Annotated in this window: 5 protein-coding genes; 3 read left to right on the top strand and 2 right to left on the bottom strand. The window is 62.6% G+C overall.

Features of this window, described 5'->3' with window-relative positions:
• Nucleotides 1–7: 7 nt before the first annotated feature.
• Together FUU19_RS13315 and FUU19_RS13310 are read right to left on the bottom strand one after the other, a co-directional pair.
• Entirely contained in the window at nucleotides 8–2,440 is a 2,433-nt protein-coding gene (locus FUU19_RS13315; RefSeq protein WP_230490922.1) for a formate C-acetyltransferase/glycerol dehydratase family glycyl radical enzyme, read from the bottom strand.
• Nucleotides 2,441–2,444: 4 nt separating this feature from the next.
• On the bottom strand, nucleotides 2,445–3,344 hold the full coding sequence (locus FUU19_RS13310) for a glycyl-radical enzyme activating protein (protein ID WP_230490923.1): 900 nt from the start codon (nucleotides 3,342–3,344) through the stop codon (nucleotides 2,445–2,447).
• Between the two features lie 149 nt (nucleotides 3,345–3,493).
• Between FUU19_RS13310 and fsa the strand changes: the two genes are divergently transcribed.
• The 3 genes from fsa to FUU19_RS13295 form a co-directional block, all read left to right on the top strand.
• Nucleotides 3,494–4,159, top strand: coding sequence for a fructose-6-phosphate aldolase (gene fsa, locus FUU19_RS13305; RefSeq protein WP_047567218.1), 666 nt, complete (start codon nucleotides 3,494–3,496; stop codon nucleotides 4,157–4,159).
• A 382-nt stretch (nucleotides 4,160–4,541) separates the two neighbouring features.
• On the top strand, nucleotides 4,542–6,146 hold the full coding sequence (locus FUU19_RS13300) for a ShlB/FhaC/HecB family hemolysin secretion/activation protein (RefSeq protein ID WP_230490924.1): 1,605 nt from the start codon (nucleotides 4,542–4,544) through the stop codon (nucleotides 6,144–6,146).
• 67 nt (nucleotides 6,147–6,213) lie between these two features.
• On the top strand, nucleotides 6,214–15,786 hold a 9,573-nt coding region (locus FUU19_RS13295), incomplete at its 3' end, for a hemagglutinin repeat-containing protein (protein ID WP_230507142.1).

Below are 15,786 nucleotides of genomic sequence, written 5' to 3'. Positions count from 1 at the left end.
CAAAGGTTTAAAGAGTATGTTCTGTGCGCGCAATAATATCATCCTGCGCCTCAGGGGATAATGCGGTAAAGAAAGCGGAATAGCCAGCTACGCGAACCACTAAATCACGATATTGGTCAGGGTGTTGCTTCGCCGCCAGCAGCGTTTCGCGCGACACGATGTTGTACTGCACATGCCAGCCGCGGTAGCTCTCGAAGAAAGTGCGCAACATCAGCATCAGCTTTTCCCGATCGCGCGGGTTGTCCAGCGTCGCCGGGTTCAGTTTTTGATTGAGCAACACGCCGCCGAGGATCGCCTCGGTCGGTAATTTGGCGAGCGAATTGAATACCGCCGTTGGCCCCAGGTGGTCGGTGCCGGACGCCGGGCTGGCACCTTCCGCCAGCGGCTGGTGCGCCTTGCGCCCATCCGGGGTAGCCAGGGTGGCGGCGCCGAAGGGCACGTTGGCCGAGATAGACGACGTGCCGGCGTAGTAGCCGCCGCCGATCGGCCCGCGGCCGAAGCGGGTGTTGCGGTACTGCTTCAGTTCCTCGATGTAGGTTTGGTAGGCGCGCACCAGCAGCCGATCGACGTCGTCCACGTCGTTGCCGTATTTGGGTGCGGCGTTGAGCAGCCGCTGGCGCAGCTGTTCGCCATCCAGCCCGGCGAAGTCGTCGGCCAGCGCCGCCGCCAGCTGCTGCTGGCCGATTGTCCCTTGATCGAACACCAGTTTGCGCACCGCCGCCAGGCTGTTGCCGAGGTTGGCGATGCCGACCTGAAGGCCGGAAACCCAGTCGTACTTGGCGCCGCCTTGCTTGATGCTTTTGCCGCGTTCGATGCAGTCATCCACCAGCGCGGAACAGAGGATATCGTGGGCGTTCTCCTCCAGCACGCTGTCCACCACGCATTCGATCTCAATTGACTTGCGCGTGTAGTAGCGGATTTGCCGATCCCAGGCGGCCATCACCTGCTCGAAATCGGTGAAGTTTCCTTTGGACAGCGCCTGTTCCTGCGGCAGGAAAATCTGCCCGGAGGTGGCGTCGCGGCCCTGTTCCAACGCCGCCAGCAGCACGCGGGCGAAGTTGATGAAGCTCATGCCGGTGCAGCGATAGCCCCATTTACCGCCGACGGCGGTCTCGATGCAGCCGATGGCGGCATAGTCGTAGGCGTCCTGCGGTTCAACCCCCAGCTTGATGAACTCGGGTATGACGACTTCGTCGTTGTTGAACGCCGGCATGCCGAAGCCGCAGCGGATCACCTGCACACAGGCGTCAAGGAAATCGGCGCTCATCCCGGCGTGGTAACGCACGCTGAGGTTGGGCTGGGTGGAGCGCAGGCGGCCGCAGGACTCGAGAATGGCGTAGGACAGCGGGTTGACCGCGTCGCACGGCCGGCCGTCGATCAGTTTTTGGCCGCCGATGGTGACGTTCTGGTACAGCGGGCTGCCGGCGGAGGCCTTGGAGTGCGAGCCGGAACGGATCTTGTTGACCTCCAGCAGCTTCAGCCAGCAGCTGTGTATCAGCTCGATGGCGTCTTCCCGCGCCAGATTTTGCTCCAGCTCCACGTCGCGCCGATACCAGGGATAGAGATATTGGTCGAGGCGACCGAAGGAAACCGAATGGCCGTTGGATTCGATCTGCAACGTCAGCTGGATGAAATAGCACAGCTGTAGCGCCTGCCAGAAGGTGTGCGGCGGGCGATGGGCGATCAGGTCGCAGTTGTCTGCGATAGCCAGCAGCTCGGTGCGGCGCCAGTCGCGGGTTTCGCGTTGCGCCATGTCGCGCGCCAGGCGAGCGAAGCGCAGGATGTGTTCGCTCAGCGCCGCCAGCACGATGTCGATGGCGTTGAGAAACTGCGCTTTGTGCAGATCTTCCCACTCGGTCAGGTGCAGGCGGCGGCTGCGCGCGTTCACCTTTTCACGCAGGCCGTCGAGGCCTAACTCCAGCAGCAGCGGGAAGTTGACCGCCAGATGGGCGTCGCCGGAGGTCATGTTGCCCTCGGCCTTGATGATGCCCGTGGCGAGCAGCGCCTTCTGTTCGTCGGTAAACATGCCGTAGCAGCGATCCTGCACCGTTTGGCCGCGCCACCAGGGGCAAAGACGGTGCAAAATCGCCTTGTTCTCTTCGCTGACCGAGAAGCCGGCACCCGGCCGGTCGGCCAACTGGTCTATCTCGCTTTCTATCCAGCCGACGGTATATTCGGGGAAAATCGGCGCGGCGCGCAGCTCGCTGGCCTGGTTGCCGACGATCAGCTCGTCGTTGGCGATCCAGATGCTGCGCTTCGCCAGGTGGTTAGCCAGCGCCAGCGCACGGCGCACCGGCAGCGGCCGATCCTGGTGCTGTTGGTAGGCCTCGGTATAGTGCTGCGCGCGTTCGGTGCACACCGGCGGTTTGACGATGTGGATCAGCGCGTTCTTATGCGCCTGAATACGGGCGCTGAGGGTGGTCAAATCCAATGTGGTCATGGCGTTATCCTCGCAAAATGGCGGTCAGGCCTTTGGCGCCGGCGTACGCTTCGGCGAAGGCCAGCAGATCGGGCGCGTCCAGCGGCGTGCGGGCGGCGCGGTAGGGCTCGCCGAGCAGGTGATACTTGTTGATGCCCAGCGTGTGGTACGGCAGAAAATGGATCTCCGATACGCCGATCTCGTCGGCGGCGAAGTCGACAATCGCGCGGACAGAGTGGCGATCGGCATTGAAATCGGGGATCAGCGGCACGCGCACGGTCATTGGCACGCCGTGCGCCGCCAGCCGGCGAAAATTGTTCATCACCCGGCGGGCCGAGCCGCCGGTCCAGGTTTTGAAACGCGCTTCATCGGTGTGTTTGAGATCGGCCAACAGCAGATCCAGCCAGGGCAACGAAGGGGCGATGTAATGCCACGGCACGTGCAGACAGGATTCGACGGCGGTGTGGATGCCGGCTTCGCGGCCGCGCCGCAGCAGCTCCGCCGCGACTTCCGGCTGCATAAAGGGCTCGCCGCCGGACAGCGTTAAACCGCCGCCGCTGCGCAGGTAGAAAGGCTTATCCCGCATCACCTCGGCCATGATATCGTCGGGGTTGACCACGCTGCCGCACAGGGTGAGCGCGCCGGTCGGGCAGGCGGCGGCCAGCGCCGCGTAGTCGTCTGCGCTGATGACGTCGCGCCGCAGCGTCAGTGCGCCCTCGTCACGTAGCAGGCCTTGTGGGCAGCGCTCGGTGCACAGCGTACAGCCGCTCAGACACAGGCGCTCGTCAAACAGCAGATCCGCGTGGCGCGAGCGGCTTTCCGGGTTCTGACACCAGCGGCAGCTCAGCGGGCACCCTTTTAAAAAGACCACGCTGCGGATGCCGGGGCCATCATGGGTCGAGTAGCGCTGCAGATTGAAGAACATGAATCACCCGTTTGGCGTTGCTGAATCTTTCGCCATTAAAGATCTTTCGAATGAAAGTTGAATTGATTTTGATCAAAAGTTGACGGGGTTTTTGCCCTATGATGATCAGAGTTTGAATCCGCCCACAGAACATGACACAGGAGTCCGTGATGGAGCTTTATCTCGATACCGCCGATGTGACTGCGGTAAAACGCCTGGCGCGCATTCTGCCGCTGCACGGCGTCACCACCAACCCGAGCATCGTGGCGAAGGAAGGCAAGCCGATCTGGGAAGTGCTGCCTGCACTGCGCGACGCCCTTGGCGGCACCGGCAAGCTGTTTGCGCAGGTGATGGCGGCCGATGCCGAGCGCATGGTGGCGGAGGCGGCGCTGCTCAGCCAGCGGGTACCGGGGCTGGTGGTGAAGATCCCGGCAACCGCTGAGGGATTGGCGGCGATCAAGAAGCTTAAAACGATGTCCATCCCGACGCTGGGCACGGCGGTATACGGCGCCGGGCAGGGGCTGCTGGCGGCCTTGGCCGGGGCGGAATATGTGGCGCCTTACGTCAATCGGGTAGACGCGCAGGGCGGCGACGGTATCGAAATGGTGCACGAGCTGCAGCAGCTGCTGAGCCTGCACGCGCCGTCGGCGCAGGTGCTGGCCGCCAGCTTCAAAACGCCGCGCCAGGCGCTGGAATGCCTGCTGGCGGGCTGCCAGGCCATCACGCTGCCGGTGGATGTGGCGGAGCAGTTCCTGAGTGCGCCGGCGGTGCAGGCCGCGGTCGAGAAGTTCGAGCAGGATTGGCAGGGGGCGTTCGGCAGCAATTTGTTGAGCTGATAACGGCCTGATGTGTTAATTTTCCTCCCGATCGACAATTAATTTTAAAGGATGGCGCATCATGGCGTCATCCTCCCGCCGTTTCGCCATTCTTCTCATGCCCGCCGCCTCCCTTATGGTTTTGTGAACCGCAGTGCCATAAAGCTGTTGATTTTTCCCCCTCGAGGCTCATAATTCGCCCAAGAGTAAGTTTTATTTACATTAATTTACTTAACTTATGATTTTGACCAAATAAATAACTATAAGTAACGGTGAGGAGCCAAGGATGCGCTCAGATTCAGATAGTGCTCGTGCTTTACTTTATTCTATCCGCTGCGGGCTGTCGGGATTATTGATCGGCGTTGTACCCCTGTTTTCCGCTTCAGCGTCTACCAGCGATGGAATGGCGTCCATTGATGCCCGCGAACAGCAGCGCCAGCAGGAGCGCGAGCGCGCCCTGCAACAGCAAAATGCCCCGCAGGCCGATGCGCGCCTTTCCCGTCCTGACGTTGTGCTGCCCGATTACCCAACCGATGAACGCCCTTGCTTCATCATCAATCGGCTAACGTTGGTCGGCGAGTCTGCCGATCGCTTTCAATGGGCGTTGAACGCCGCGGCGGATGCCAGGGGCCGCTGTCTGGGCAGTCAGGGCATTGTGCTTGTCATCAACAAGGTGCAAAACGTCATACTGGCCAAGGGCTATGTCACAACACGCGTGATGGCGCAGGAGCAGGACTTGACCACGGGCGTATTGACGCTGACGTTGCAGCCGGGGCGTATTGGTGACATCCGCTTTGAGGAGCCGGTCTCCTGGCGTGGGCGGCTGTGGAACGCTATTCCGGCCTCACGCGGTGATATCCTCAACTTGCGTGATATCGAACAGGGGCTGGAGAACTTTAGACGGGTGCCCAGCGCCAATGCCGATATTAAAATCGTACCCGGCGTCGAGGACGGAACCAGTGACCTGCAGGTCAACTGGCATGAGGGGCGCCCGATACGGCTCAGTCTGGGGCTTGACGACAGCGGCTCCAAAAGTACCGGGCGTTATCTCGGTTCGGCCACTCTGGCTATCGATGCGCCGTTTGCACAGAATGACCTGTTTTACGCCAACATCGGCAAGGATGTGTTTCAGCACGGGCCGTTTGGCAACCGTTCACATACGCTGAACTACTTTTTCCCGGTGGGATATTGGGCTTTCTCGGCCAATTACAACGACTACACCTATCACCAGAACATCCCCAACGCCAATGAGGTGCTGCGCTACAGCGGCAAGAGCGACAACATGCAGTTGACCGTCTCCCGGTTGCTGTACCGCGACCAGTCGCACAAGTTAACGCTCAACCTGCGCGGTTACCGCAAGCACTCGACTAACGCCATGGACGACGTTGATATTGTGTCGCAAAAACGTCGGACCGCCGGCTGGGAGCTGGGGCTGAATCAGCGCAGCTACTTCGGTACCACTACGCTGGACGGCAATATCAACTGGCGCCGCGGTACCGGGGCGTTCAATGCCTTGCCTGCGCCGGAAGAATCGCGTCACGAAGGCAGTGCGCGTACCGGCATTTTGCTCGCCGACCTGGGCATCAACCGGCCTTTCTCCTGGGGTGAGCAGCCCTGGCGGTTTTATACCAGCGTGCGGGGCCAGTGGAGCCAGAATGCGTTGACGCCGCAGGAGCGGATGGCCATTGCCGGGCGTTACACGGTGCGTGGCTTTGATGGCGAACAGATGCTGTCCGGCGAAAAGGGCCTGCTGTGGCGCAATGAAATCGCCTGGAACGTGTTTTCTCGCGGGCATGAATTGTATCTGGCCGCCGACTACGGTCGGGTGGACGGCCCAAACACCCGCCACTTGGTTGGCCATCAATTGGCGGGCAGCGCGCTCGGCGTGCGCGGCGCGCTGTGGGGGCGATTCAGCTATGACCTGTTTGCCGGCGTTCCGCTCTACAAGCCTGCGGGGTTCCACACCTCCGGCGCGACCGCGGGTTTTAGCGTAAATCTGGAAATTTGAACATCGCGATACCGGCAGCGTTGCTGCGCTGACCTGAACGGACTGGCTTTTCTCACGGATGTGACCTATGAACAAACATTGCTATCGCCTTATCTTCAGCCGCACCCACGGGGAGTTGCGGGTGGTGTCCGAACTGGCCCGCAGCTGCAGCAGCGAGCCGGGGCAACGCATCGGTTCAGGAATAACGGTTGGAAGTCGTCTGTGGGTCACCGTGCGTCGGTCAGTGTGGCTGCTTGGGCTGTTGATGTTCGCCGGCCCCGTCATGGCAGACGGTATTGCCGCGGACGGCGGTGCCAATCCTTCCCAGCGGCCGGAGGTCATCAATACCCAGAACGGCTTGCCGCAGGTCAACATCACCGCCCCCAACCAGGCTGGGGTTTCACATAATCAGTATCAGCAGTTCGACGTCGACGCCAAAGGCGCCATCCTCAACAACTCGGCGGTGATGACCGCGACCCAGATGGCCGGGATGATCCAGGGTAACCCTAATCTCAATCCCAATTCCGCGCCGGCGCGCGTCATCCTCAACGAAGTCAACAGCAACAATCCCAGCCAGCTGCGCGGTTTTATGGAAGTGGCCGGCGGCAAGGCGCAGGTGATTGTGGCCAACCCCGCCGGCATTGTCTGCAACGGCTGCGGCACCATCAACGCCGGACGCATGACGCTGACCACCGGTAAACCGCAACTGAACGCCGATGGCAGTGTGGCGGGCTACCAGGTCGAGCGTGGCGTGGTGCGCATCGAGGGCGGTGGGCTCAACGGCGATACCCGTCATGATACCGAGTACGTCGACATTCTGGCGCGCGCGGTGGAGGTCAACGCCGGCGTCTGGGCTAAAGAAGGCGTAACGCTGGTGGCTGGCCGCAATCGCGTGAGCGCGGACGGCAAAACCGCCGCGCCGCTTTCGGGCGACGGCAGCGCCAGGCCTGAGCTTGCCATCGATATGGGGCAGATGGGCGGCATGTACAGCGGCAGTATCCGCATGATTGGCACTGAAGCCGGCGTCGGCGTGCGTAACCAGGGCGGACAGGTCCAGGCGGGCAAAACGCTCACCGTGAGCAGCGAAGGCAAGCTCAGCTGGCGCTCTGGTGCGCCGGATGCGGCCACGCAGGCCGGCGGCGATATTCAGCTGGCGGCAAAAGGCGACATCGAGACGCACGGGAAAGTGTATAGCGGTGGCCAACTGGCCGTGCAGAGTCGCGAGGGAATGTTAACGCAATCCGGTACGTTGGCGGCGGCCGGGAATGTGCACCTGGACGCCGCGCGCGGCATCCAAAGCAGTGGCCACCTGCTGGCGGGCAGTAATGCCGACAGCACGCTGGTCCATGATGCCAATCTGCAGCTTGATAGCCAGGGCGAAATTCGCGCCAGTGGCAGTCTGCTCAGTAAAAAGAACGTCAACGCGACCGGGCGGCGGGTGGATATCAGCGGCGCGCAGGTCGGAGCCGGCCGTACCGCGCTGACGGCCCGCGAGGGCGGGGTGGTATTGCGCCAGTCCACCGTAGACAGCGGTGAGCTGGCCGTGAGCACGAAGGGAAATGTGGATGCGCAGCAGGCCAGGGTCAAGGCCGGGCGCTGGGCGGTGGATGCCGACAACCTGTCCAACCAACAGGCGACCTGGTCACAGACCGGTGACGGTGAAAGCCGTTTCACCCTGGCAGGCGCACTGGATAACAGTGACGGCACCATCGAGACGCAGAGCCTTCTGCTTTCGGCCAGCCGGCTGGTCAATCAGCGTGGTCGCCTGGTGGCGCTGGGGGAAACGGCACAGCACTGGCGAGTGAGTGGCCTGCTCGACAATGGCGGTGGCACGATGGGCAGCAACGGAGCTCTTCGCCTCGACGCCGGCCGCCTCGATAATCAGCGCGGCACGGTAAAAACCCAGGCGGGCTTCACGCTCCATGCTGATGGCGCGGTGAATAATGCCGGGGGCAGCCTGCTGGCCGGGAACGGCCTGGCGCTTGAGGCAGGTAGCGATCTGAATAACCAGTCCGGCACCCTGAGTGGCGATGACGTGCGTCTGGCGGTACAACGGCTGGATAACGCGCAGGGGCAGGTCATCGGCCAGGGCAATCTCGACCTGACGGCCAGCCGCCTGGATAACCAACGCGGCCTGATGGGCGCCGGCAAGGCGCTGGATATCCATACCGGCGACTGGGACAACCGTGGCGGCACGGCGCAAGGCGAAACGGCCGTCACGGCAACGACCCTCAATAACGACGGTGGCAAGCTGCTGTCCGGCCAGGCATCAACCCTGACGACCTCGGGTAATGCCAGTAACTGTGGCGGCGAAATCAGCGCCGCGGTGCTGACGGTGAAGTCTGACCGTCTCGACAACACGCAGGGCAAGGTGATTGGCCGACAACGGCTTGAGCTGCATGCCCGTCAGGGGCTGGACAACACGCAGGGGCTGCTGGGCGCCGGTGAGATGCTGACGGTGAGCAGTGAGGGCGAGCTGAACAATCATCACGGTAGGGTGCAGGGAAATGGGCAAACCACGGTGTCAGCGCGAGACGTCCACAACGAGGCCGGCAAGCTGCTGGGTGGGCAAAGGCTCTCTCTCACTACGTCGGGCGTGCTTGGCAACCGCGAGGGGGAAATCAGCGGCGAGTCGCTCACGCTAACGGCGCAGCGCCTCGATAACGCTCAGGGCAAGGTGGTCGCCAGGCAGGATGCGAACCTGACGGCGAAGCAAGGGTTGAGCAACGCCGCCGGCTGGCTTGAAGGCGGCAGCACACTCGCCGTCAACACCGATGGCGATTGGGACAACCAGGGTGGCACCGCACAAGGTGGCCGGCAGGTCACCGCCAGCGCGCAGTCGCTTGACAATACCGGCGGGCGGCTGCAGTCCGGCGGTAACCTGACGCTTGACGCCGCAGGCAATATCCTCAATCGCACCGGCAAACTGACCGCGCAGCAAGCCCTTGCCGTTAACGGCGGTGCAGCCAGCCTGTTCGATAATGATGGCGGCTCCCTGCAGAGCGGTGGCGACCTGTCTCTGCAGGGAGGGCAGTTGACCAACCGCACCGCCGGTGTGGTGCTCGGCGGGCAGGCGCTTTCCCTGAACCTGACCGGCGGCTGGGACAATCAGGGCGGCACCTTGACCGGCAATGGCCGCACGCAGGTGCGCGCCGCCAGTCTGCTCAATGCTCAGGGCGCCATCAACGCGCTGGGCAGCCTGGATATGCAGTTCACCGGCAAGCTGGATAACGGCCAGGGGCGGATTTTTAGTCAGTCGTCTCAAATGCTGCAGGCGCAGGATATCGTCAACGCGCAGGGTTGGATGGGCAGCCAGGGGCGCTGGCGGGCCAGAAGCGGCGGTTTTGACAATACGAAGGGCAGCGTACAGAGCCAGCAGGAAGCACAGCTGGCGGCTGATTGGTTGGATAACGCCAGGGGCGTGATGCAATCGGCACAAAACCTGGCGCTGCGCATCAAACAGGATATCGATAATCGCAACGGCAAGGTCTCGGCGCAGGGGCAGCTTGCTGTTGCAGGCGCCAAAGATGGCGAACATGCCGGCGCCATCAATAACGCGGGTGGTCAGTGGCTGGCGGGCCAGGTGCTGACTATTGCCGCCCATAGCCTTGATAACGCACAGGCGGGGCAACTCTACAGCCAGAAGCAGCTGCGGCTCAATCTGAACAGTGGGCTGGACAACCGCGGCGGGAAAATACAGGGCGGCGGTGCGCTGGCGCTTGACGCACAAACGCTGAATAATGCCGGCGGGACGATAGACGGCCAGCAACACGTAGCGCTGCGTATTCTTGGCTTGCTGGAGAATACCGACGGTGCCGTGCGCAGCAATGGCGACCAGAAGGTGTCGGCCGCCGGTATCAATAATACACGCGGCGTATTCAGCAGCCGCGGCGGCATCGCGGTGGCATCAAAGCAGCTGGACAACGCCGGAGGTACGCTCATCAGTCAGGGGGCGGGTATCTACCGACTCGACCGGCTTAACAATCAGCACGGCAAGGTGCACAGCGGTGACTCGCTCACCCTTGAGGGGGCGCAGGTCAACAACCGGGGTGGGCAATTAGTGTCAACCCAGGGGCTGGCGCTCAAGGCCGGGACGCTCGATAACAGCGGTCAGGGCACGCTCAGCAGCCAGGCGGCTCTCAATTTACAGGCCGACCGTCTGAACAATCGCGATGGCGGGTTGATACTGGGCACCACACGCGCCGACATCACCTCTCATGATATCGACAATACCGCAGGCCGCCTGCAGAGTAGCGGCCAGATGACCCTCGCGGGGGTAACGCAGCTGGACAACCGCCAGGGGCGTATCCTGGCCAACGGCAACCTCAATATCAATACTGACCGGTCACAGACCGACTCGCCGCTGGCGCTGCTCAACCAGGGCGGGCGCGTGGAGAGCGCCGGGCAACTCACCGTGCATGCGCGTACCTTGGATAATCAGAACGGTACCCTGCTGGGGCTGCAGGTGCTGACGCTGTCCGCGCAGCAGGACTACACCCATCAGACCGGCGAAACGATCAGCAGTAACGGCACGGTGACGTTCTCCCTGAGCGGCGCCTTTACCAACCTGGCGGATTGGTTGCTGCCAGGCAATCTGGCGCTCACTGCGGCCAGCATCACCAATCCGGCGACGCTGGTGGGCAAAACGCTGCGGCTGACGACCGGAGCCTTGCAAAACACCGGGCGCCTTGAGGCGGACAGCATGACGCTGAACGTCGATTCCCTGGACAACACCGCGGCGCTGATGGGCGACGACATCACCGTGAACGGGCGCATTATCGACAACCACGGTGCGCCTGCGGTGATGGCGGCGACCCACAGCCTGACGGTGCAGGCCGGTGAGCGACTGACCAATCGGGAGGGCGCGCTGATTTACAGCGCCGACCGCCTGCAGTTGCACAGCGATGACCTGATTGAAAATCGGGCCAGCTTTATCGAAGCAGACGGTGACGCCACCGTCGAGGCCCGTCGCCTGAACAACCTGCGCGAAGGGCTGGTGATTGAGCGTGACGCGGAGAAGAGCGACTACAAATGGCACCGCTACAACTACTACTGGCGCTCTTATGGTTCGGCGGTCAATCCCGACAAAAGCACCCTGGCGCCGACTACCCAACAGCTGACATTCCAGGATGATTCGGCGGCGCAAACCAACCGCTACGGCACTCTGCTGGCCATTGATGCGGCGGGCAAGCGCGCACAGGTGCGGGTCAAGGACAATAAGGGCCAATTGACCGACCTGTGGGTCAACTACCTGGCGCTCAAGCCGAATGCCGATGGCAGCTATGCGATGACGTTCTATGAAACGCGTGGGGGCAATCAGCTGGCGACCATCCCGACGCCTTATCAAAACGGCTTCCATTGGGAGCACGACTGGACGCAGGTGATGACCTGGGATCCCGAAAAGCATGTCGATATCGACAGCGCGCCGTTCATCACCGATTACAACAACTTCCGCGAACGTACCGAGAGCGGCACGGTGACGCGCGACAAGCTGGTGAGTGAGGGGATCGGCGCGCGTATTCTGGCGGGCGGCAACATGGTGCTGCGCATCACGGGAGCGTTGCTCAATGACGCCAGCGTCATTACCGCCAACGGCAATCTGACGCAGGACGGCGGCGGCAGCGTGGACAACCGCGGTTACTCGGTTAATGAGCGGCGCCAGGCGGCTATCGTTGACCATTATGACAAGGACACGCATCACTGGTACCCCACGTTCAACCGGGACGAAACCACGGCGCTGGCGACCGTTGACGGGGTGATCACCGGCAATGGCACGGTCACCATCAACGGAGCCCGCATCACCAACACCACGGTCAATCAGGCGCAAATCAGTCAACTTGATGCGGCGTTAAAGGCGGTGGATGCCGAACGCGCCGAGCTTGAGCGCAATCCGCTGGCCTTCACGGTAGAGGGCGCTGCCCGACCTGACGGCGATACGACGCTGGCGCCGGGCGAGCAAATGACAAGACCGGGCGCCACGCCGTCCTCGCCGCTGGGGCGCCCACTGCTGCCGTCTGAGCTGGCGCTGACGCAGTTACAGCACCTGGGCAATGTGGCCACCGCCATCCCCAATAACGGCTTGTTTAGTCAGCATACGGCGACCGGCAGCCCGTTCCTGGTGGTGACCGATGAACGCTTTACCCGCCGCGACAACTTTATCAGCAGCGACTATATGCTAGAACGCGTAGGGTATGACCCCGCGCAGGCCCATAAGCGCCTGGGCGACGGCTTTTACGAGCAGCGTCTGGTGCGCGAGCAGGTGCTGGCGCTGACCGGCAAACCGTCCGTCAAGGGCTGGGATGCGATGGAGCAGTATCAGCAACTGATGAACAACGGCAGCAAAGTCGCCCAGGACTTCCATCTGGTGCCGGGTGTGGCCCTGACGCCGGAGCAAATTGCAGCGTTGCAACAGGATATCGTCTGGCTGGTGAGCGAGACGGTGCAAACGGAAGGCGGCCCGCAAACGGTGTGGGTACCGAAGGTGTACCTGGCACAGACTACGCTGCGCCTGACCGGCGATGGCGCGGTAATTGGCGGCGGCGACCTGCAACTCTCGGCAAACAGCATCACCAATGCCGGCAACCTGTTTGCCGACAAAGCCCTGACGGTCGACGCCGGGCAGTTCCTGCATCAGGGCGGCGACATCAAAGCCGGCAGCATTGACGTGCAGGCCGACAGTCTGGCCATGAGCACTAACCTGCAGGATGCGCTGCGTCAGGCGACGATGAGCGCCGGCGATATTCGCCTGCGCGGCACCGATATCACGCTCACGGGGGCGAAACTGGATGCGGCCGATACGCTCAGCCTGAGCGCGCGTAACGATCTGACCATCACCGCCGCGAAAAGCAGCCATACCGCCGATCTTGAGGTTATCTCCGGTTCAATGGGTAACCGCACCCGCGGCGGCACGGAAGCGGCAGGCTCCCGGATGGCGCACGTCAGCGGCGAATGGCAGCAGGCTCAGGGGAGTGAGCTTAACGCCGGCGGCAACCTCACGCTCAATGCCGGGCGAGACGTCACGTTCACGGGCAGCCAGGCCAGCGCCGCCGGCAGCACCCGCGTGCAGGCCGGCGGCGATATCAACATCAGGGCCGAAAGCACCACCAATACCACGCATCTGGACGCCAACAGCCGTACTTCATCAGTCAGCAACGACCGCCAGGAAGAGCGCCTGACATTAAGCGCACTCAGCGGAGACCAGGGCGTCACCCTGGTGGCGGGCAACCGCCTGTTGGCCGAAGGCGCGCAGATTGACAGTAAAGAGGGGCGTATTGGCGTCAGCGCGCGGGACGTGACCATTAAAGACGCGCGCACCCGCACGCAGGACCAGGACAGCGAAAACAAACGCGAGGGCAAAACCAAAAGCCATCGCATCGAACAAACCGAGCGCGAAATCAGCACCGGCAGCACCTTCAACGGGCGCGAGGGCGTGACCGTGATCGGGCGTGAAGGCGACGTCACGGTCACCGGCAGCACCTTGCACAGCGACCAGGGCGCCATCGCCCTGCAGGCGAAGCAGGATGTGACCCTCAATACCGCCACCGAACGCGAGTCGACCCTCAGTGAAGAGCGGTCACAGAAAAAAGGCTTCCTGAAAAAAAGCAGCAGCCACAGCGTGGCGCATGACGCCACCACACGCGAGAAAGGCAGCCTGCTGAGCGGCAACAGCGTCAGCGTCAGCGCCGGCAACGATCTGACGGTCACCGGCTCGGCCATTGCCGCTGACCGGGACGTGAACCTGCAGGCCGGCCGTAACGTCGACATCGGCGCGGCCACCGAGACCGACACGCATTACCTGCTGGAAGAGAAGAAAAAAAGCGGCCTGCTGGGCAGCGGCGGCATCGGCTTCACCATTGGTAAACAGTCGAGTAAACACGAAATCGACGAGAAAGGCAGGACTCAGAGCCAAAGTGTCAGCACCGTCGGCAGCAGTCAGGGCAGCGTCAACATCACGGCGGGTAACCAGTTGCACATCGGTGGCGCCGATCTGATCGCGAACAAGGACCTGGCTCTGACCGGCGACAGCGTGACTATTGACCCCGGCTACGATCAGCGTACGCGCAAAGAAACCTTCGAGCAGAAACAGAGCGGCCTGAGCGTGGCGCTGTCGGGCACCGTGGGCGGCGCGCTCAACGCGGCCGTCAGCTCGGCGCAACAGGCAAGAAAAGAAGGCGACGGACGCCTGAACGCACTGCAAAACACCAAGGCGGCGCTGTCCGGCGTGCAGGCCGCACAGGCCTGGGAGCGGGACAATGCGCTGACCGCCTCGGCGGAGGCGAAAAACGCCGCTGCCGGTTTACAGCCGGGAGACGAAGATGCGGCGCAGGGCGCCACCAACACGGTAGGCATCAGCGCCTCCTACGGCAGCCAGTCGTCGAAGAGCGAAACCCGCACCGACAGCCGCCAGTCGCAGGGCAGCACGCTTACCGCCGGGCAAAACCTGTCGATAACGGCAACCGGTAAAAGTCACAACGCACAGAGTGGCGATATCACTATCACCGGCAGCCAGTTGAAGGCGGGCAAAGACCTGTCGCTCGATGCGGCGCGGGACATTACCCTGCAGTCGGCGCAGAACAGCGAAAGCACCGTCGGCAAGAACAGCAGCAAAGGCGGCAACGTCGGTGTCGGCATCGGCGCAGGCTCGGGCGGCTATGGCATCAGCGTCTCGGCCGGCGTCAATGCCGGCAAGGGGCATGAGAACGGCAACGGCCTGACGCATGCCGAAACCACCCTGGATGCGGGCAGTAATCTCAACCTGACCAGCGGCCGCGACACCCGGCTGACCGGCGCGCAGGCCAGCGGAGAAAAGGTCACCGTCGACGTGGGCCGTGACCTGACGCTGCAAAGCCAACAAGACAGCGACCGCTATGACGCCAAACAGCAAAACGCCAGCGCGGGCGGTAGCTTCACCTTCGGCTCGATGACCGGCTCAGCCAACGTAAGCGCCAGCAAGGACAAGCTGCACAGCAACTTCGACTCGGTAAAAGAGCAGACCGGGCTGTTTGCCGGCAAGGGCGGGTATGACGTCAAGGTCAAAGAACACACCCAGCTCGACGGCGCCGTTATTGCAAGCCAAGCGGACAAAGAGAAGAACCGCCTCGATACCGGCACGCTGGGCTGGACGGACATCCACAACCAGGCGGACTACAGCGCAACGCATAGCGGCGGCAGCTTCAGCACCGGCGGGCCGGTGGGCAAAGACCTGCTGACCAACATGGCCGGCGGCATGCTGTCGGGCGCCAACAACAGCGGGCATGCCGAGGGCACGACGAAGGCCGGGGTCAGCGAAGGTACGCTGATAGTTCGCGACAAAGACAAACAGCAGCAGGATGTGGCGCAGCTGAACCGGGATACCGAGCATGCCAACGACGGCAGCATCAGCCCGATATTCAACAAGGAGAAGGAGCAGAACCGGCTCAAGCAGGCGCAGTTGATTGGGGAGATTGGCGGCCAGGCGATGGACGTCATCCGCACGCAGGGAGATATCGCCGGGCTGAAGGCGCAGAAAGACCCGGTGGCGCTGGCGCAGGCCAGGGAGCAGCTTGAGAAGAGCGGTAAACCGACGACCGATGCGGCGGTGATGCAGCGGGCATACGACAACGCGATGCGGCAGTACGGCACCGGCAGCGATTTGCAGAAGGCGGCGCAGGCGGTGACGGGT

It is taken from the genome of Serratia montpellierensis (assembly GCF_020858655.1).
Taxonomy (GTDB): domain Bacteria; phylum Pseudomonadota; class Gammaproteobacteria; order Enterobacterales; family Enterobacteriaceae; genus Serratia; species Serratia montpellierensis.
The sequence above is the reverse complement of the archived record's forward strand: the minus strand, read 5'-3'. Positions and strand labels throughout refer to the sequence as shown.

What these genes read in the sequence shown, in the direction of transcription:
- FUU19_RS13315 (WP_230490922.1), bottom strand. Translation starts at nt 2,440, where the DNA reads ATGACCACATTGGATTTGACCACCCTCAGCGCCCGTATTCAGGCGCAT.
- FUU19_RS13310 (WP_230490923.1), bottom strand. Translation starts at nt 3,344, where the DNA reads ATGTTCTTCAATCTGCAGCGCTACTCGACCCATGATGGCCCCGGCATC.
- fsa (WP_047567218.1), top strand. Translation starts at nt 3,494, where the DNA reads ATGGAGCTTTATCTCGATACCGCCGATGTGACTGCGGTAAAACGCCTG.
- FUU19_RS13300 (WP_230490924.1), top strand. Translation starts at nt 4,542, where the DNA reads ATGGCGTCCATTGATGCCCGCGAACAGCAGCGCCAGCAGGAGCGCGAG.